This is a genomic window from Candidatus Saccharimonadales bacterium, assembly GCA_035317825.1.
Classification (GTDB): Bacteria; Patescibacteriota; Saccharimonadia; order Saccharimonadales; family Saccharimonadaceae; genus DATHGB01.
Genome location: DATHGB010000015.1, coordinates 1 through 17,807 on the forward strand (window position 1 = coordinate 1; position 17,807 = coordinate 17,807).

Sequence of the window (17,807 nt, forward strand, 5' to 3'; positions counted from 1 at the left end):
ATTCGAAAGCGCCTCGAAATTATGCCGACCTACAAAGCCGGCCGCAAGCGTCCGCCCGAAGATTTCTTTACGCAGATCCCTATCTTGAATGAACTTCTCGAAGCTTTTTCATGGCCGCTCTACGAACTTGACGATTACGAAGCCGATGACATTATGGGCGCGCTTTCGACGCAAGCTTCGAAGCAGGGGATTGAAACATGCCTGATTACTAGCGACCTGGATATGCTACAGCTTGTTGGACCGCTAACGCACGTGTATGCCATGAAAAAAGGCCTCGCTAACCTTGAACAATTCGATGTTAAATACTTCGAAGACAAGTACGGTATCGAAGTCGAACAATTCATTGACCTGAAATCATTAAAAGGTGACAGCAGCGATAATATTCCGGGCGTTCCAGGTATTGGCGAAAAAACCGCTATCCAACTGCTGCAGGATTACAAAACCCTCGACGGTGTGTACGAACATATAGACGATATTAAACCATCTGTCGCGGCAAAATTAACGGCAGGTAAAGAGTCGGCATATACCAGTAAAAAAGTTGCCGAAATCTGGTGCGATGCACCAATAGAACTTGATCTAAAAGCCACAAGTATCCAAGATATCGATACCGAAAAAGTTGCCGAAATCCTAAAGCGCCTAGAATTTACGTCGCTTGTTCGTCGTTTGCCAAAAAACATGCAGCGCACTAACCAAACGGATATGTTTGCCCCTAAAAAAGAAGCTTCATCGACATTAAAAGAGGTTGACTGGCCAGCTACGTTATCGCTTGATGCTGACGGAGCGGCGCTTGTCCATTTAGTCGACGACACGTTCTGGGTATCGCTTGACGGAAAAACGGTTTCAAAAACGCCGCTCACAAAAGTCACCAGCAGTATTTGGCGCGCGCTTGAAATGACGCAGGTTGTTACCTATGACGCCAAGGCGCTGTATCACGCAGCGCACGAACAAGGAGTTGAGGTCAGATTTGATCAGTTACATGATCTTCGCCAAGGCGCGTTCTTACTCGATCCGCTCGCGCGTGACCGTTCAATTATGGGGCTGATCGACGATGACTTTGACGAGTCTGACACGGCAGCAGTCATGGCTGGTCTATGGCGAACCTATGACCAGCAAAAAGAGGGCTTTAAAAAAGAGCCTAAAATAGCCAAAGTAGCCCACGAACTTGATTTCCCATTGACTTACATGCTGTACCGCATGGAAAGCCGCGGTATAAAAATTGATACGAAAATCCTTGAAAAAATGAGTAAAGAACTCGGTGATGAACACGCCAAGCTTGAACAAGAAATGTTTACAATGGTTGGCTACGAATTTAATATCGGTAGTCCGGCCCAACTTTCCGAAGTGTTATTTACGAAGCTTCAATTACCGACCGCAGGGATTAAAAAGGGTAAAACCGGCTATAGTACCGGCCAAAAAGAACTCGATAAATTACGAGGCCAGCATCCCATCATTGAACTTATCGAACGAACCCGTGAACTGGCGAAACTCAAAAATACGTACGTCGATACATTGCCGCAGGCAATCGACAAAGACAGTAGGGTGCACACGACATTCAATCAGGATGTGGCAGCAACCGGTCGCCTGAATAGCGTTAATCCAAACCTTCAAAATATTCCTGTCCGTAGCGATTTAGGACGCCGTATCCGCGAGGCCTTCATTCCTGACGGTGACAAAGTATTTGTCAGTGCCGACTACTCGCAGTTTGAGCTACGTCTCGCGGCAGTGCTCGCGAACGACAAAAAACTTATCAGCGACTTTAACGGTGCAGTCGATATTCATACCAAAACAGCAAGCGAAGTGTACGGAATTCCGCTCGATGACGTGACTAAAAACCAACGTCGTGCAGCCAAAGTTATTAACTTCGGCATCCTTTATGGGATGAGCCCGCATGGATTATCGGCGGCTGCGAATATGTCATTTGTCGAAGCCAAAAAATTCATTGATCATTATTTTGAGCTTCGCGCGCCAATCCGTATATTCATCGACAAAACGCTCGAACAGGCAAAAACAGAAGGCTACGTTGAGACGTACTTTGGCCGCCGCCGCCCAACACCTGACGTGAATAGCAGTAACTTTATGGTTCGCGAAGGTGCCAAACGCGCCGCTGCTAATATGCCGATTCAGGGAACCGAAGCAGATCTTATGAAGATGGCAATGCTAAAGGTAGACGAAAAACTAAACGGCATGGGCGACCAAATCCTGCAGGTCCATGACAGTATTTTGGTCGAATGTCCCAAAGAGAATGCCGAAAAGGTCGCTGATCTTTTAAAAACAACCATGGAATCAATTTACCCCGACCTTAAGATTAAACTAGAAGTCGATGTGACTATAGGCAAAAATTGGGGTGAGCTTTAGATATGAATGATCCGCGCAAGGTTCGTATCGAGAACGTTAAAAGTCTGCTTCAAGAAATTTGCCATGTCGCTATAGCGACGGTCAACGAAGACGGGTCACCCCACAACACCCCTGTATTTGCTGGAATTAGTAATGATCTTAGGATTTTTTGGGCATCTCATCCTGATTCGGTGCATTCGCAAAACATTGATCGTAGCGAGCGGGCATTTATCGTGTTGTTTGATTCGATCAATAAAGGAGAGGGGTTGTATATCAACGCTGCGGCCCGAAAGGTTTCAACGGAAATGTTTGACGAGGGTTTGAAAGTATTAAACGACACGCGTACGCGACGCGGTCGTAATATTGTAGCGAAGGACAAGTTTTCAGATACGACACAGGTACTCTACTATGCCGAGCCTATAGAGTTATGGGTTAACGCGGTTGAAAGGGATCAGTTGGACAACATCATTCGCGACTACCGCTTCGAGGTTTCGCTTGAGGACTTGAAGCATGTTGACGGGGCTGGGGTCTAAAGCATGATAAAAGCAGTTATCTTCGATTGTTTTGGCGTGTTAACCGGCGAAGGTTTAGTGCCGTTTCGGGAGCGTCATTTTGGCCATGATGCAGAACTTCTCAAAACAAGTAAGCAATTGTCGTGGCAAATGGTTCTTGGCAAAATTACTTTCGATGAAATGCTCCAAAAATTTGCCAAGACCGCGGATATGGCTTATGAAGATGTCGTCAAAGAGATCGAGGTGTTGTCGCATACGAAGAACGAGGAATTACTTGCATTTATCAGAACAAGCTTAAAACCCATCTACAAAATCGGCGTCCTTAGCAATATTCCTGAAAATAGATTTGAAATGATTTTTGACGAAGAGGACGATGCTCTTTTCGATGCGAAAGCATTATCATGGCAAATTGGTCATGCCAAGCCTGAGCCCGAGGCATATCACATAGCCGCCGAAATGCTTGGCGTCAGTCCCCATGAAGCGATTTTTATTGACGATAGACACGCGTATCTAAAAGGTGCCGAGCGCGTAGGGATGGCGACTATTAAATACGAATCTTTTCCGCAATTTAATGCCGACTTGAACCAATTAATCGCCGGTATGGATAGGGAAATAGGGTTGACTTTTAGCCGTAAAAGTGATACCATATAGCCATGTATAGAGGCAACTCATCCAGATTTATTCCGATTATCCTTGTATTCATTGTCATTGCTATCGCCGTAGCTGCCCTTGTTTCAATTGGACGTGTTATTTTTGGCGGCGGTGACCAGCCTGACCAAGCACAGATAGATACCAGCCAGCAGGCACTTCTTGATACGAGTTCTGGTCACGGCGTGCGTATGACCGTTCGCGGCCCGATTGTCGCCGACGAAAACTTTCGTTCGTACCGAGTGACGGTTGATGCAAATAATCGTAACCTTACGGTCTATTCCGGGTATCTTGAACAAGCCCTTGACAGTAAAGACTTAGGGAATAACATTCAAGCATATGAAGAGTTTGTCTTTGCTCTTAACCGCGCGAACCTTGTTATAGGTACTCCTTTCAATAATGACAAAGATGATACCCGTGGTATCTGTGCAACTGGTAAAGTGTATGAATTTGAAGTTATTGATTCCGGTAGTATTGTTAAACGCCTATGGACCTCAAGCTGCAAAGGCTCACCTGGATCGTTCAAGGGCAGCATAACGCAGGTACAAAATTTGTTCTTGCAGCAAATCCCTGACAACCGAACGATTCTTAAGACGGTTAATCTATAGTGCTTATCCGTCGGAACGAATTCCTCCTGTTATACTAGAACAGTGATACGCGCTATTATCTTCGATTGTTTTGGTGTGCTGTACCTGGATGCAAGCCGCTATTTTTATGAACATCACGTCGTCGGATATGAACGGCTTCAACCCGAACTCCTCAGTCTTAACAAGGCCTACGACTATGGGCTATTGTCGCAAAAAGAACTCGACCAAGCGGTCAGTGACCTGACTGGTCTTGATCTTCCATTCGTGTCCGAACATATCCAGGGTGTCCATAGGCGTAATCAAAAATTACTTGAATATGCCGAAACGCTTCGTCATGACTACAAAGTAGGAATGCTCAGTAATATTGGAATCGGCGCAATGGACGAGTTTTTTAGTCCGGCTGAACGCGTACAACTTTTTGATGCGGTCGTTTTATCCGGGGAAGAAAGCCTCACGAAACCACACCCGCGCATTTTTGAGTTAACAGCCGAACGGCTAGGTTTGCAGCCGCATGAATGCGTTATGATTGATGATATCGAAGAAAACTGCGCAGGGGCAGATGCTGCCGGAATGAAGGCCATTCTATATCAATCGAACACGCAGGTAAAAGCTGAACTTAGGGCGCTACTAGGGGATAAATAGTGCCCGAACTACCCGAAGTCGAAACCGTTCGCCGCGGCCTGCAATCACTTATTGTTGGATTAAAGATTAAGGACGTATCGCACGACACCCTAAAAAGTTTTCCGAATGCGGCCGCCGATGTGGGGGAGTTTTTAACACACGCATCAATTACCGGAATTCGTCGCCGGGCGAAAGTCCTTTTGATTGATCTTTCAACCAAGTACACATTAGTTATTCACCTAAAAATGACCGGCCAGTTAGTATATCGCGGCGAGGCAGTATTTGGTGCCGGCCATCCTAATGATAGCCTGATCGGGGAGCTGCCAGACCGTTCAACGCGGGTTACCCTGGCATTTACTGATGATTCGCATCTTTACTTTAACGATCAACGCAAGTTTGGCTGGATGAAGTTACTACCCACGATTGAAGTGCCGAATATTGATTTTATGAAAAAGGTCGGTCCTGAGCCACTCGAAGCAGACTTTACCGCCAGGGAGTTTGCCGAGCGTTTTAAGCGCCGTAGTAAAACCAGCATCAAAGCAGCGTTACTCGATCAAACGGTTGTCGCGGGTGTAGGCAATATTTATGCAGACGAAAGCCTGTGGGGCGCTAAAATCCATCCAAAACGCCTCGTGAATACGATTACCGATAGCGAGTTTAAAAAACTTCACACAGAACTTCGAAGCGTTATGAATTTAGCCATCGAAAAGGGCGGAAGTACCGACAAAAATTACGTTAACGCCGAAGGAAAACGGGGAAGTTATATGGATTTTGCAAGGGTATTTCGACGCGAGGGACAGCCATGTCCACGGTGCGGTACGACCATCATCAAATTCAAAGCCGCTGGCCGCGGAACGCACATCTGTCCACATTGCCAAACCCTATAAGAATTGGTATATTTCAACTATAGACAGGATGGTTTATATATATGTCGATCCGGGTCTGAATAAACCTAAAATAGGAGGCATTTATGGCATCCGTACAAAAAATAACACCGAGCCTATGGTTTGATGATAACTGCGAAGAAGCGATAAATTTTTACGTGTCGGTTTTTCCAGATTCAAAAATTGAAATGATCCAACGCTATCCCGAAGGCGTACAGGAAGGTCCAATGAAAGATATGGGCGGTAAGGTGCTTACCGGTATTTTCCAACTGGCTGGCCAGCGTTTTCAGGCGCTCGACGGCGGTCCTATCTTTAAATTTAACGAAGCGATTTCATTCAGCGTCGAATGCGAAACGCAGGAAGAAATCGATCATTACTGGGAAAATCTTTCCGCCGTACCCGAATCCGAACAATGTGGTTGGTGTAAGGACAAATTTGGCATGTCATGGCAAATCGTACCAAAACAGCTGGGCGAATTTATGACCAGTGATGACCCGGAAAAAGTTGGCCGAGTCATGGAGGCATTTATGCAAATGAAGAAATTCGACATCGCAAAACTTCAAGAAGCGTACGACGGCAAGTAATAGACTTTACTGTGAAAACCGCCCTATTCTCTAACATGGGGAATGGGGCTGCTGCGCGTTTTCAGGTATACTGACTAGAGTGATTACGTTACTTGTTGGAGAAAATAATTTTGAGGTTACGCGGGCGATTCAAAAACTGGCGGCTGACTTTGAAGGCGCGGTCGAAAAAATTGACGGAAGCGAGCTAGAACTCAGGCAGCTACCTGATTTATTAGCTGGCGCGACGCTTTTTGCTGACAAACGGCTCGTTGTTATTAAAAATCTTTCCGATAACAAAACGATGTGGTCGAATTTCGTTGATTTTATTCCACGCGTATCCGACGACGTCCATCTTGTTATCGTCGAACCTAAACCCGACAAACGTACCAAGACGTACAAAGATTTACAAAAAGTAGCCCAGGTCCAGGAATTTAAGGTTTGGGGTGAGCGCGATGATCGCGTTGCTGAAGAGTGGGTAGTAAAAGAAGCTCAAAACCTTGGCTTTGAGCTAGACAAAAAAAGCGCGGCAAAGGTAGTGCGGCAAATTGGTGTTGACCAGTGGCAACTGTATAGAGCACTTGAAAAACTAGCGATGGTCGACAGTATCACGCCGGCAGTTATCGAGGAAATTATCGACACCAACCCAACTGAAAATGTCTTTCATTTGTTCGACGCGGCATTAAAAGGTGATTCCGCAAAGGTGCAACACATGGTCGCGACGCTCCAGCTAACCGAAGACCCGTATCGTCTTTTCGGCCTGCTGAGCGGGCAGGTATTCCAGCTTGTCGCACTTGTCCTCAGCGAAAAACCAAGTGGGGAAGTGGCAAAAGATATTGGCGTGCATCCGTATGCGCTGTCTCAGCTTGCGTCTCATGCTAAGTCACTTGGCAAAGCCAAAGTAAAAAAGATTGTTGATGCATTTGCCGAAGCGGATGCCGATATGAAATCGCTTGGCATTGAGCCCTGGATTCTTCTAGAGCGGGCTTTATTAAAGGTAGCAAACGTTACATAGCAGTGGACTTTTGTTATAATCTTTGGCAATAAGGATATTATTATCTATGTCATATGAGCAGTTACCGACAGCAGATGACAGTACTCGCCCGAAAGAAGTGCATGATGATGTCACGGCATACATCAACGCGGGTGGGCGAGGGACAAGGCTAGGTTCGATTTTAGTGCCCCATCCTGATTTCGGTGTTATAAAGGCGCTGCTCGAAGTAGGTAATCCAACAGTTGTATTGCTTGATCACCACATTCAAAAAATGGCCCAAGCGGCTATGAGAAACGTTGTTATTTCTGCCGGAGATGTGGGAATGGTTGAGGAGTATGTTCTTGAATCCTATAACCAGAATCCTGGAATAGACGTAACGACATCATCATATAGACGAGGGAATGGCGGTGATCTACTAGGTGACGTTCACGCGCACCCAGAATTATTTGCAGACCGAATACTTGTCACTAATGTTGATACAATTCTTGATTTGGATGAAAGTGATTTTTTGTCATTTCACGAAAGAACGGGCACACCAATCAGTGTCGCTTTGACGACTAGAAAGAACGTTCCTAACGAGGATGCCTTTTATGTAGACCGCCAAGGCAAAGTGATCTTTTCAAGAGAGTCTCATATGCCTGCTTCGTCTGAAAAGAATGCTTCTCGAGCTAGCGCATGGAAGGGAAGCAGTACTGGAGCCGTGGTTGTTGAGACTAACTTTATAAAAGACTTCGTAGACAGTCACGACATGGGTGAGGTTTCGCTCTATAAAGACATCATGGGTGAGGCGATTCATAATGGGGCGGTTGCCGGATACAATAATGGACGTAAGTTTTTCATGGATTTAGGCACTGTCTCTACGTGGTTGGCTGCCCAAGATTCACATGTCGTAAATCCCTATTTGAAGCGTCAATTTTAATAAAATAACGACCGAAGAGAAATCTTCGGTCGTTATTTTAGAGAATGATTACTCTATTTTGCAGCTTTTTTAGCAGCAGGTTTCTTGGCTGGGGCTTTTTTAGCTACTGCAGGTTTTGCGGCGGCTTTTGTCACAGGCTTCTTTGCGGCTACTGGTTTAGCCTCTGCTTTTTTAGCAGCTGGTTTTGCAGCGGCTTTCGCTGGAGCTTTTTTGCCTGTGGCAAGCTTTACGCCAGCTTCTTTTGCAACCTTAGAAAGCTGAGCTTTTCGGCGGGCTACGGTGTTTTTCTTCATAAGCTTCTTCTTAACGGCTGTGTCAAGTTCGCTTTGGGCAGCACTTAGGCCAGCAGCAGTGGGCTTAGCAAGAAACGCCTTTGTAGCGTCTTTGATATCGCGTTTGATGCCGACATTGCGCTCGTTGCGCTTGATCGTTTGCTTCATTCGTTTAATTGCGGATTTGATGATTGGCATTCGTGTTCCTTTTTCTTAAAAGTTATTAGTACAATCAAGGCGTAATTATAGAGGAAAACCAATGAATTGTAAAGAGGTGCGCATTCTCATGAAATAGTGAAAGAGCCAGGACTTCCATACGCGCATGGCGTCGGTAGTCCTGGCTTCTTCGAAGCGTCGTTCTTGTTCAGTTGCTGGAAATCCTCGAGCAATTCCGTGGAGGGTAGGCATCATCAGAGATACGCTGGTTGGAGGCGCGTTGTATGGAGGCGCCGAACCACATGCAGAGACCGCAGAGGAAGAGCGTGACGCCCATCCAGATGATGACGCCGGCTTGAGCGAAGATGCCGATCAGGACGAAGAAGATACCTAGTCCGATCGCTATTCCGCTCAGCGCGTTGACTACGCCGGTGGTCTTGAAAACAGGCTTGTTGCTCATGTGAGTCTCCTAAACTCTGCTATGAAGTCGTAAGCTCCAATGGTGAAGAACATTCGAATCGAAGGCCGTCCCAGTAGGACGATACTTATATTATAACAAATTAAACTACTATTGTCAAATAGAGGGAATTCTGTTGACGCCATCAAACCACTTATGGTATAGTGAACCCAAATCCCAAATAAAATAAAAAGCAGGAAATAACCTCAATGAACGATGGCAACGCCAAGCAGCAAATCGTCGATAAGATCAAAAATAGTAGCAATATTTTGGTCACTGTTAGCGCCAACCCATCGGTTGATGAGCTAAGTGCGGCATTAGGGCTGACACTCATGCTCAATAAGCTGAATAAACATGCAACAGCGGTGTTTAGCGGCGCGATTCCTCCTGCAATTACTTTTTTGGACCCCGAAAAAACGTTTGAAAACACCGTCGATAGCCTCCGGGATTTTATTATTGCTCTTGATAAAGAAAAAGCGGATCACCTGCGCTACAAAGTTGATGGGGACGTCGTAAAGATCTTCATTACGCCATACCGGACAACAATTACTGGTGATGACCTTGATTTTAGTCAAGGTGACTACAATGTTGAACTTGTTTTGGCACTTGGGGTTAAAAACCAGGATAGTTTAGACAGCGCACTTGCCGCGCACGGCCGTATCCTGCACGATGCAACGGTGGCAACAATTAGTGTCGGAGATACCAAAAGTGAACTGGGCAACGTTGACTGGCGCGAAGAAACAGCCAGTAGTTTGAGCGAAGTACTAGTGGGCCTAAGCGATTTGCTAAAAAGCGACAAAGCACTTCTTGACGAACAAACCGCAACGGCGTTCCTGACGGGTATCGTTGCGGCAACCGACCGCTTTAGTAATAACCGCACGTCATCGCGGGTAATGACCGTCGCCGCACAACTTATGGGTGCTGGCGCGAACCAACAGCTGATTGCCTCAAAATTAGAAGAAGCGCACGAAATCGGATCAGGGGGCAAACCGGACAACGGGACAACGAACCAAAACTCTGACGGCACCACTGATCTATCCGAAGACCAGCCAACAAAAGTGAATAAAAAAGCTGCTTCGGACAAAAAAGCTGCAAAAACGGAAGAAGCGAAAAAAGCCGACGGTGAACTTGATATCTCGCATGAAAAAGAAGGTGACCTTGATCAGGTAGCACAGGAAACAGCTGCCGAAAAGCAGGCTGAAGCAGCCAAAGAAGCCGAGGAAGAACTAGCAAAACAAACACCTGTTGCAACACCTGAACAAGTGAATGCCGCAAAGGAAGCGGAGCAGAATTTAGCTGAACAGCTAGCAAAGACAGCCCCAGCAGCCATTGGTGCAACCCCATCTGTCGCTGATCTTCAGGCAGATCTTGCTGCCGCCAATGCTGAAGTTGACCAAGCGGCAACACAGTCGCCAACGACTACGAATGACGTTCCGCCTCTAGCTGGTGCTGTCGGTGGAGACCAATGGAAAAATGACGCGGGTGAACCTGCGATGGGTGGAACGCTAAATGCAACGACCGAACAAGCAGCCGAAGAATCACGACGGGCAGCCGACGATGATCGTAATCGGACTATTTTGAGTCACGGTGGTAATGGGTATATTGCCGACAGTACAGCGCCAGCATACCAATCACCTTTGAATTCATCGACTGCTCCTCCGGAAGAACCTTCGGTCGTCGATCCTTTCCAGAACGTTACGGCATCGGCAAATAATGATACTGCGCCGACTGCGTATGTCGCGCCAGTGCAACCAACCGAAACGTTAGCGCAACTTGATGAACAAACAAGAGCACCGCACGAAGATGCGCGGGCAGCGATTAATGCCGCGTTTGAAGCGGCACCAATTCCGGCACCAAGTTCCGCGCCCCAACCGCAGGCATTTCCAGCTCCAGAGGGTAGCTCGCTTCCTCCTGTTGGGCTGCCACCGCTTCCGCCGTTACCAGATTTCTCAACATTGCCTCCGTTACCTTCGCAGCCGCCAGCTGACACAAGCGGTCCTTCAGGTGCACTGCCACCCGAAAAGCTAGAGGATATGTTTAAACCTGCGCCTCCAGCGCCTGCTGCACCCGCGCCGACAGCTCCTGATCAATTCAAGATTCCTGGCCAATCCTAAGTCTTGATAATAAAGTGATTTAATCCCAGGTCGTTCCCTAAAAGGGCGATCTGGTTTTCGTAATCACCACGCTGCGTATGATGGGCTTTCATAACGGTGATGATGTCATCTTTGATCTCGCGCGCGTCAATTGTTTCATTAATTTCTTCGGGCAAGCGGCCTGCTTCCATATAAATCCAGTCGGTGTTCATGTTCTTATGCTGGTTATTCGGCAAGCAGAATAGCCGAATTCGTATAAACTTTTCGTCTTGGGATTTTAGGCGGTAAAATGCTAAGCAGGCAGCTCTTGCGGCGACAATATGATCAATGTGGCCAGTAAGGCCGTTACTGTCCAGGCTCATAAATTCAATTTCAACGTCACCAGCTTCATTCCGAAGAACTTCTTTTACTAAATTTTCGACTTTTCCGGCGATTTCGATCATAGAAAGGTTAGATAAGGTGCCGTCAGTATATCCAAAATGATGCATTGACGTTGCACCAAGCAACTCACCAGCTTTGTGCCATTCCTGCAGGCGCGTACTGCCTAAATCGGGATCATTATCTGGATTTGTGCCATTTTCACCAGCTGTCAGGGTGACAAGATGCAGTTCGGTTTCAGCCCGGGTTTCAAGTAATAACGTTCCGCAAGGTCCGAATGCTTCGTCGTCGGGATGAGCAAAAATACCAAAAATAATTTTCTTCATGATTTTAGTATAGCCGATTACATTCCCATAGACATGAAGAGAGCCCGCTGATGGACTCGCGCTGATGATATTCATCAGGGGGGTCTCTTCATACGGGCTCGGTGTTACATTCCACAGAAACCTTGGCTGGGAATCAGAACGCGAGGAACATGTTTCAGTCCTGCGCGCTGTTCTCCAGACGCTTCAAAAGCCGGGCGGCTCTGGGTTTGCCAAACACCTCTGTCTCGTCACCGAGATTTTCGAGATGTAAGGCAATGGTGTTGATGCAGATGATGCCCATTTTTCGCAGATCTGCATCGTGCCAATCCCCAGTCTCGTTGATGCTCATGGCATCGTCAAAGACGTACCGTACCAGTTTCTTTAGACGCCTGCGCCTGAGGAAGGTCAGTCTGTAGTGTCGGTACTCCAACTCCTGGGCAACGTAGCCCCAGAGGTTCTTGCGCTGACGACGTTTAATGCTCCATGCCATAATAGCTCCATTGGTCGAGTTGATACAGAGCGTGCACACTGTTATGTAACGCTACTATTTTAACATAGAATGGTAAAATAGTCAATCAATTGAGAACAAAACAGAGAGGGGGTATACTGGTGAAATGCTAGATGGAATAATTCTTATAGACAAGCCAGCTGAAATGACCAGCTTTGGCGTCGTGGCGCGTGTTCGCCGCGTCTTGACCCAGCAGGCGGGTAAAAAGGTCAAAGTAGGACACACGGGGACACTTGACCCATTCGCGACCGGCCTTATGATCCTAGTTATTGGCAAAGAATGTAAAAACGCGGGTACATACAGCAAGCTCGACAAAGTGTATGAAGCGACGGTTCGATTAGGGCAATCCAGCACAACCGGAGACCCGGAGGGCGAAATTACTGATGTTTCCGACAAACAACCGACCCGCCAAGAAGTTGAAAATGCATTGAAGCAGTTTACGGGTGAAATTTCACAGCGCCCACCTATTTTTAGTGCTATTAAAATAAACGGCCAGCGCGCATACAAACTCGCACGTGACGGGCAGGAAGTCGAGATTCCGCTCCGCACGGTTACTGTTTATAGCCTTGAACTTTTAGATTACACCTATCCCGAGGTTAAAATTCGGGTACATGTCAGTAGCGGCACATATATCCGAAGCCTAGCGGTGGACATCGGAAAGGTCCTGGGGACGGATGCGTATTGTACGGATCTACGACGTATATCAATAAGCAAATGGAACGTATCAGATGCCAAACAGCTCAGCGACCTCGGCATTGTAAGTTAAAGGACAGAGTGCTTAAATAGGCATATGAACCGGTGGGCAAAACAAAAAGGGTTTACGCTTGTTGAACTCCTTATCGTAATCGTTGTCATCGCAATTTTGGCTGCCATTACGATCGTCGCGTTCAATGGTATACAAGAACGTGGTCGGCAAGCAAAAATCCAAGCCGATCTTGGGCAAATTGAAAAAGCAATTTTTGCTGCGCGTATTCAATCAGGTAAAACGCTATGGAGTATTTCGAGCGGGTCGGGTGTAACGGCTGACGCTTGCGGAAGTATGGCAGCTGGAACGGACTTTGCGGCACTGCCCAAAACTGATGCGTGCTGGGTAAAGTATCTCGATACGCTAGACAGAATTAGCGTGGCAGGTGGAGTGAATGTCCGTAATATTGTCGACCCATGGCAGCGCCCGTACTTCATATACGAGAATGAAGGCCGGACAACGCCGACGGACTGCACCAAAGATATACTTGGAAACTTTAAAAATCCTCATGTGCAGTGGGACGCGACCAATACACGTAACGTCTCCAATAGTTTGACGAATTGTTAAATCGTCGATTTGGTAGACGATATATATAAAGAACTATTGACGCAACAGATTTAAATCGGTATATTCGTACGGGTTCGATAACCTTCGGACATGGTTCGAGAGTGAAAGTGAGATACTGAGACGCAATGAGTGATGAGCTACCTCTTAATCCCCGCGACAAGGAGAAAGATCCGTTCGCGGGAATTAAAAAGGCTGATGAAAAGGCTGCCCAAACGTCTGAGAATACCCGAGGCCGACTTGGGCGAACGGTGAGGAATTCAACTGCTCGGCACGTAGACCTCAATCCAACAGAAGGGAAGAAGTCTCGTCGAGGTAAGAAGAAAGGCAATCCCAAAAGTTAACCCCTGACTCTCCTCGATCCATCCGTGACTTCCTAGACTCATATGTAGTCTAGGAAGTCACGGTACGACAATTTCCTCTAACCTGTTGAAAACTGTGCACAACTCTGTTACAATATCTCGTGATGATTACAGCAGATAACAAAGCCAAGGCACTTGCTTTGACACAGACTCACAAAACCGACGTCGGTAGCCCACAGGCACAGGCATCTGTTTTAACGGTTCGTATCAAGGAGATTACCGAGCACCTAAAGACTAACAAGCACGACCACATGGCTCGTCGCGGACTTATTCAGATGGTCGGTCGTCGCAAACGATTGCTCAAATACCTCGAATCAAAAGATTTCGAAAGCTACAAAGCAGTCGTCGCCGCACTAAAACTCCGCAAATAAACAAGGCGGAGTTTTTTAGGTTGCGTCTTACTAAATTTTAAGACAACCAGACCTTTTATTTTGGAAGGTCTTTTAGCTGTCTAATGCATTAAGTTATATAATTAAGGAGGGGCGAATTACGTATGGCGTCTGAAAAGATGGAATTTGAACGTACTTCTTTCGAATCACCTAACGGTGATGCCGAAATTGATAAACTAACAGAACTGCGTAATTTGCGGTGGTTAGATAATCATCTCCCGGGAATTATTTACAGGTATCCAGGTAACTTCGCGTTAGTGTTCGCTGATATGGATAACCTCAAAGAGGTAAACGACGAATATGATCATGACGAGGGCGATCAATATATCGCAAATGTCGCCCACGTACTTCGCGAGATGCTTCGCCGAGACGACTCGGTCGTTATTCGCATATCAGGAGACGAGCTGATAATTTTGCTGATGGGCGTGAGTAGCGAAGAGAATATGAATCTAGCAATCTCACGTTTTACGGAAGAGCTTGATGATATTGGAGCGCCCACATCATTTGGCGGCGTCGTTCACATGCCAGGTCAGACAGGTGAAGATTTAAAAAAAGCGGCGGATGCTGCATCGCAGTTCAATAAGCATCAAAGGCAAATAGCTAATCTCACCGTTGTTCAAATAGAAGCTATAGGAGATGCGGCGGTAGGGTTGGAAGCTGAGGGTATATCGCTAAGGGGGCTTGCAGGTAGGGTCGAGGCTCTAAGGTTGGCTGGTATACTTCCTCCGTCGAAGTCCTAGGGGCATGAGTGAGGCCTCGTACCTTCGCGTGAGCGTTGGTAGCGAGGCCTTGTTGAAGCACTCAGGCAGTGGCAGTGCGGATCCTGGCACGGGCGTTGCGGCGCTTCAGCACACGACGCTCGTCCTCGGACTGACCGCCCCAGACACCGTGGTCTTGGTCGGACGCGAGAGCCCACGCGAGGCACTGCTCAAGCACGTCACAACGGCGGCACACCTGCTTGGCTTCTTCGATCTGGAGGATCGCGCGGCCGGTGTTGCTGATGGGGAAGAACAGTTCCGGATCCTCATTGAGGCAAACGGCTTTGTGACGCCAATCCATGGCGGTATATCCCTTCACGTCGGAGCTGAGTGATACTTCAGTAACACTATAACATACTATACAAAATAAAGCAAGCATTATAGAAGATAATAATCCTTGTCAACGAGCTCTATTATTTAGTTTAGGCAGCTAAACAGTGTATAATGAAAACATCACTCGCTACCGGCGATTTAAGTGGTGGATACAGGAATTCTCTCACTGAGAAACTCTGCACCCGTTACTTATCGTTTTAATATAAAAGGCGAGTGATTATAAAGAGGAGGACTTAAGATGTCTACGATTAACCCTAACGGCAAAGAGATCATCTCTGTTACCACTGATCTTTGTGGCAAACCATTAACACTTGAAGTTAACCGCGTCGGTTTTCGTACCAGCGCTAGCGTCCTTGTAACCTACGGCGAAACTGTCGTACTAGGTACTGCAATGGTTGGCAAAAAACCAATGAGCGGCATGGATTATTTTCCGTTGTCGATCGACTACGAAGAAAAATTTTATGCAGCTGGCAAAATCAGCGGTAGCCGTTTTATCAAACGCGAAGGCCGCCCAAGCGACGAAGCGATTTTGATCGGCCGTTTGATTGACCGCCCAATCCGTCCGCTATTTCCAAAAGGCTATCGTCAAGAAGTCCAAACTGTTGCCAGTGTCCTTTCTATGGATCCAAACTTCCGTCCTGACATGGTTGCGATGATCGCTGCAAGTACTGCACTTATGCTCACTGGCGCACCATTTGACGGCCCTGTTGCTGGCCTTCGCGTCGCACGCGTAAACGGTGAATTCAAAGCTTTTGCCACGGCGGAAGAGCGCGAAGAAAGCGACCTGGATATTGTCGTTGCTGGTATTGAAAGCGGTATCACGATGGTTGAAGCTGGCGCGAACCAGGTGACAGAAGATGTCATTGGTGACGCACTTGCATGGGCATACGAACAGCTTCAGCCAGCGATTAAATTACAAAACGAACTAGTTAAAAAAGTTGGTGTCGAAGCTCTTAAATACGAACTAGTCCTTCCAAACGAAGCGTTCCAAGCTATCGTTGATGAATGGGTTTCTGACAAACTTGGTGAAGATATCCGCCGTCCATACCCAGAACGAAACGAACTAGTGGCAACGCTTCGTGACCAGTTCCACGTGGCTATGGTCGAAAAATTCGGCGACGAAGATTACAAAATCCTACGTGACGAATACGACGAAGCCTTTACGATGGCGCTTCACAAAGATGTTCGCCGTGGCATCGTTGAAAGCGGTACGCGCCCAGACGGCCGTAAACTTGATGAAATCCGAGTCCTAAGCTCAGAAATTGGCATCTTGCCACGTGCGCATGGTTCATCATTATTTACCCGCGGCCTGACACAAGGCATGAACATCATCACGCTCGCGCCGCTCAGCTACTCGCAAATGGTTGATACGATGGAGCAAAACGACTACCAACGCCGTTACATGCACCACTACAACGCGCCAGGCTATACGGTTGGCGAAGTCCGTCGTCTTGGTTCACCAGGCCGCCGCGAAATCGGTCACGGCTACCTTGCTGAACGCGCGGTCATGCCAGTACTTCCAACCGAAGAAGAATTCCCGTACGCAATCCGAAGCGTAACAGAAATCATGAGCCAGAACGGTTCTACCAGTATGGCCGCTACTTGTAGTAGTGTCCTTGCGTTAATGGATGCCGGTGTGCCGCTAAAAGCGCCTGTATCTGGTATTGCCATGGGACTCATGATGGACGGTGACAAGCCATACGTCCTAAGCGATATTGCCGATGCCGAAGATTTTGCCGGTGACATGGACTTCAAGGTAACTGGAACAGAAGCCGGTATCACGGCAATTCAAATGGACATGAAAGTCCATGGGCTGCCCGTAGAAATCCTCCGTGAAGCACTGACTAAAGCAAAACCAGGCCGCCAGCATATTCTTGAACACATGATTTCAACAATCGCGTCGCCGCGTCCTAACCTTAGCCCGTATGCTCCACGCATTGAAAAGATCAAGATCAATCCTGACAAGATTGGTGCAGTGATTGGCAAGGGCGGGGAAGTCATTAACAAGATTACCGCCGAAACTGGTGCCGAGATTGATATTAAAGAAGATGGCCTGATTACCGTTGCCGCAAGCGATACTAAAAATATCGAAAAAGCGATCAATTGGATTAAGTCACTTACCGAAGAACCAGAAGTCGGTCACATTTACGAAGGTAAAGTTGTCAGCATCAAAGATTTTGGCGCATTCATCAATATCCTACCTGGCATTGACGGAATGGTTCACATTTCAGAACTATCAAATGAACGTGTCGAAAAGGTTGAGGACGTGATTCACGAAGGTCAGATTGTCAAAGCCAAACTGGTTGGCATTGACGAACGCGGCCGACTAAGCCTGTCATTAAGAGACATAGAACAGTAGTCTGTAATATTAAAGAAAACGAGGCCATCGAGCCTCGTTTTCTTATACTGCCGTAAGGTATAATTAAAT

General features: G+C 47.1%; 21 protein-coding genes. 17 read left to right on the forward strand and 4 right to left on the reverse strand.

Features of this window, described 5'->3' with window-relative positions; all coding sequences use genetic code 11:
- The 9 genes from polA to VK497_02750 form a co-directional block, all read left to right on the forward strand.
- Positions 1 to 2,355: DNA polymerase I (polA, locus tag VK497_02710; GenBank protein ID HMI09287.1), on the forward strand; the 2,355-nt coding region annotated here is incomplete at its 5' end.
- 2 nt (positions 2,356 to 2,357) lie between these two features.
- Positions 2,358 to 2,867 (forward strand): pyridoxamine 5'-phosphate oxidase family protein, encoded by a 510-nt coding sequence (locus VK497_02715; protein HMI09288.1) that lies wholly within the window; start codon positions 2,358 to 2,360, stop codon positions 2,865 to 2,867.
- Between the two features lie 3 nt (positions 2,868 to 2,870).
- The gene (locus VK497_02720; protein ID HMI09289.1) at positions 2,871 to 3,497 is read left to right on the forward strand and encodes an HAD-IA family hydrolase; all 627 of its coding nucleotides are present in this window, start codon (positions 2,871 to 2,873) and stop codon (positions 3,495 to 3,497) included.
- Between the two features lie 2 nt (positions 3,498 to 3,499).
- Positions 3,500 to 4,102 carry a hypothetical protein gene (locus tag VK497_02725; GenBank protein HMI09290.1) on the forward strand — a complete coding sequence of 201 codons (603 nt, stop codon included), beginning with the start codon at positions 3,500 to 3,502 and terminating at the stop codon, positions 4,100 to 4,102.
- Positions 4,103 to 4,144: 42 nt separating this feature from the next.
- A complete protein-coding gene (locus VK497_02730; GenBank protein HMI09291.1) occupies positions 4,145 to 4,723 on the forward strand; it encodes an HAD family phosphatase in 579 nt (192 codons plus the stop codon).
- A complete protein-coding gene (gene mutM, locus VK497_02735) occupies positions 4,723 to 5,589 on the forward strand; it encodes a bifunctional DNA-formamidopyrimidine glycosylase/DNA-(apurinic or apyrimidinic site) lyase (protein HMI09292.1) in 867 nt (288 codons plus the stop codon). Before VK497_02730 ends, mutM begins: the two co-directional genes overlap by 1 nt.
- A gap of 83 nt (positions 5,590 to 5,672) precedes the next feature.
- Complete coding sequence (locus VK497_02740; GenBank protein ID HMI09293.1) at positions 5,673 to 6,170, forward strand: VOC family protein; 498 nt, start codon at positions 5,673 to 5,675, stop codon at positions 6,168 to 6,170.
- 79 nt (positions 6,171 to 6,249) lie between these two features.
- A complete protein-coding gene (gene holA, locus VK497_02745; protein ID HMI09294.1) occupies positions 6,250 to 7,161 on the forward strand; it encodes a DNA polymerase III subunit delta in 912 nt (303 codons plus the stop codon).
- A gap of 46 nt (positions 7,162 to 7,207) precedes the next feature.
- Positions 7,208 to 8,059, forward strand: coding sequence for a hypothetical protein (locus tag VK497_02750; protein ID HMI09295.1), 852 nt, complete (start codon positions 7,208 to 7,210; stop codon positions 8,057 to 8,059).
- Between the two features lie 53 nt (positions 8,060 to 8,112).
- On the opposite strand, the gene rpsT is transcribed toward VK497_02750, so the two are convergent.
- A complete protein-coding gene (gene rpsT, locus VK497_02755) occupies positions 8,113 to 8,529 on the reverse strand; it encodes a 30S ribosomal protein S20 (GenBank protein HMI09296.1) in 417 nt (138 codons plus the stop codon).
- 124 nt (positions 8,530 to 8,653) lie between these two features.
- Here rpsT and VK497_02760 point away from each other — a divergent pair, with 124 nt between their 5' ends.
- Entirely contained in the window at positions 8,654 to 8,881 is a 228-nt protein-coding gene (locus tag VK497_02760) for a hypothetical protein (GenBank protein ID HMI09297.1), read from the forward strand.
- Positions 8,882 to 9,153: 272 nt separating this feature from the next.
- Positions 9,154 to 11,058 carry a hypothetical protein gene (locus tag VK497_02765; protein ID HMI09298.1) on the forward strand — a complete coding sequence of 635 codons (1,905 nt, stop codon included), beginning with the start codon at positions 9,154 to 9,156 and terminating at the stop codon, positions 11,056 to 11,058.
- Here the strand turns inward: VK497_02765 and VK497_02770 are convergent.
- Together VK497_02770 and VK497_02775 are read right to left on the reverse strand one after the other, a co-directional pair.
- The gene (locus VK497_02770) at positions 11,055 to 11,741 is read right to left on the reverse strand and encodes a PIG-L family deacetylase (protein ID HMI09299.1); all 687 of its coding nucleotides are present in this window, start codon (positions 11,739 to 11,741) and stop codon (positions 11,055 to 11,057) included. The two genes, VK497_02765 and VK497_02770, sit on opposite strands and share 4 nt — an antisense overlap.
- A 154-nt stretch (positions 11,742 to 11,895) precedes the next feature.
- A complete protein-coding gene (locus tag VK497_02775) occupies positions 11,896 to 12,210 on the reverse strand; it encodes a hypothetical protein (protein HMI09300.1) in 315 nt (104 codons plus the stop codon).
- 124 nt (positions 12,211 to 12,334) lie between these two features.
- Here VK497_02775 and truB point away from each other — a divergent pair, with 124 nt between their 5' ends.
- From truB to VK497_02800, 5 genes are all read left to right on the forward strand, one after another.
- Entirely contained in the window at positions 12,335 to 12,994 is a 660-nt protein-coding gene (gene truB / locus VK497_02780; GenBank protein HMI09301.1) for a tRNA pseudouridine(55) synthase TruB, read from the forward strand.
- Positions 12,995 to 13,018: 24 nt separating this feature from the next.
- Positions 13,019 to 13,540: a type II secretion system protein gene (locus VK497_02785; protein ID HMI09302.1), complete on the forward strand. Its 522-nt coding sequence runs from the start codon at positions 13,019 to 13,021 to the stop codon at positions 13,538 to 13,540.
- Between the two features lie 125 nt (positions 13,541 to 13,665).
- Entirely contained in the window at positions 13,666 to 13,881 is a 216-nt protein-coding gene (locus VK497_02790; GenBank protein ID HMI09303.1) for a hypothetical protein, read from the forward strand.
- Between the two features lie 122 nt (positions 13,882 to 14,003).
- Entirely contained in the window at positions 14,004 to 14,270 is a 267-nt protein-coding gene (rpsO, locus tag VK497_02795; protein HMI09304.1) for a 30S ribosomal protein S15, read from the forward strand.
- A 122-nt stretch (positions 14,271 to 14,392) separates the two neighbouring features.
- Positions 14,393 to 15,028, forward strand: a complete 636-nt coding sequence (locus tag VK497_02800; GenBank protein HMI09305.1) for a GGDEF domain-containing protein — start codon at positions 14,393 to 14,395, stop codon at positions 15,026 to 15,028.
- A gap of 61 nt (positions 15,029 to 15,089) precedes the next feature.
- Here VK497_02800 and VK497_02805 read toward each other — a convergent pair whose 3' ends face one another.
- Positions 15,090 to 15,347, reverse strand: coding sequence for a WhiB family transcriptional regulator (locus VK497_02805; GenBank protein ID HMI09306.1), 258 nt, complete (start codon positions 15,345 to 15,347; stop codon positions 15,090 to 15,092).
- A gap of 270 nt (positions 15,348 to 15,617) precedes the next feature.
- Between VK497_02805 and pnp the strand changes: the two genes are divergently transcribed.
- Positions 15,618 to 17,738 (forward strand): polyribonucleotide nucleotidyltransferase, encoded by a 2,121-nt coding sequence (gene pnp / locus VK497_02810; protein ID HMI09307.1) that lies wholly within the window; start codon positions 15,618 to 15,620, stop codon positions 17,736 to 17,738.
- Positions 17,739 to 17,807: the final 69 nt, after the last annotated feature.

What these genes read in the sequence shown, in the direction of transcription:
- VK497_02805 (HMI09306.1), bottom strand. Translation starts at nt 15,347, where the DNA reads ATGGATTGGCGTCACAAAGCCGTTTGCCTCAATGAGGATCCGGAACTG.
- VK497_02785 (HMI09302.1), top strand. Translation starts at nt 13,019, where the DNA reads ATGAACCGGTGGGCAAAACAAAAAGGGTTTACGCTTGTTGAACTCCTT.
- pnp (HMI09307.1), top strand. Translation starts at nt 15,618, where the DNA reads ATGTCTACGATTAACCCTAACGGCAAAGAGATCATCTCTGTTACCACT.
- VK497_02770 (HMI09299.1), bottom strand. Translation starts at nt 11,741, where the DNA reads ATGAAGAAAATTATTTTTGGTATTTTTGCTCATCCCGACGACGAAGCA.
- VK497_02740 (HMI09293.1), top strand. Translation starts at nt 5,673, where the DNA reads ATGGCATCCGTACAAAAAATAACACCGAGCCTATGGTTTGATGATAAC.
- rpsT (HMI09296.1), bottom strand. Translation starts at nt 8,529, where the DNA reads ATGCCAATCATCAAATCCGCAATTAAACGAATGAAGCAAACGATCAAG.
- VK497_02800 (HMI09305.1), top strand. Translation starts at nt 14,393, where the DNA reads ATGGCGTCTGAAAAGATGGAATTTGAACGTACTTCTTTCGAATCACCT.
- VK497_02765 (HMI09298.1), top strand. Translation starts at nt 9,154, where the DNA reads ATGAACGATGGCAACGCCAAGCAGCAAATCGTCGATAAGATCAAAAAT.
- rpsO (HMI09304.1), top strand. Translation starts at nt 14,004, where the DNA reads ATGATTACAGCAGATAACAAAGCCAAGGCACTTGCTTTGACACAGACT.
- VK497_02760 (HMI09297.1), top strand. Translation starts at nt 8,654, where the DNA reads ATGGCGTCGGTAGTCCTGGCTTCTTCGAAGCGTCGTTCTTGTTCAGTT.
- truB (HMI09301.1), top strand. Translation starts at nt 12,335, where the DNA reads ATGCTAGATGGAATAATTCTTATAGACAAGCCAGCTGAAATGACCAGC.
- VK497_02790 (HMI09303.1), top strand. Translation starts at nt 13,666, where the DNA reads ATGAGTGATGAGCTACCTCTTAATCCCCGCGACAAGGAGAAAGATCCG.
- VK497_02720 (HMI09289.1), top strand. Translation starts at nt 2,871, where the DNA reads ATGATAAAAGCAGTTATCTTCGATTGTTTTGGCGTGTTAACCGGCGAA.
- VK497_02715 (HMI09288.1), top strand. Translation starts at nt 2,358, where the DNA reads ATGAATGATCCGCGCAAGGTTCGTATCGAGAACGTTAAAAGTCTGCTT.
- VK497_02750 (HMI09295.1), top strand. Translation starts at nt 7,208, where the DNA reads ATGTCATATGAGCAGTTACCGACAGCAGATGACAGTACTCGCCCGAAA.
- VK497_02725 (HMI09290.1), top strand. Translation starts at nt 3,500, where the DNA reads ATGTATAGAGGCAACTCATCCAGATTTATTCCGATTATCCTTGTATTC.
- VK497_02775 (HMI09300.1), bottom strand. Translation starts at nt 12,210, where the DNA reads ATGGCATGGAGCATTAAACGTCGTCAGCGCAAGAACCTCTGGGGCTAC.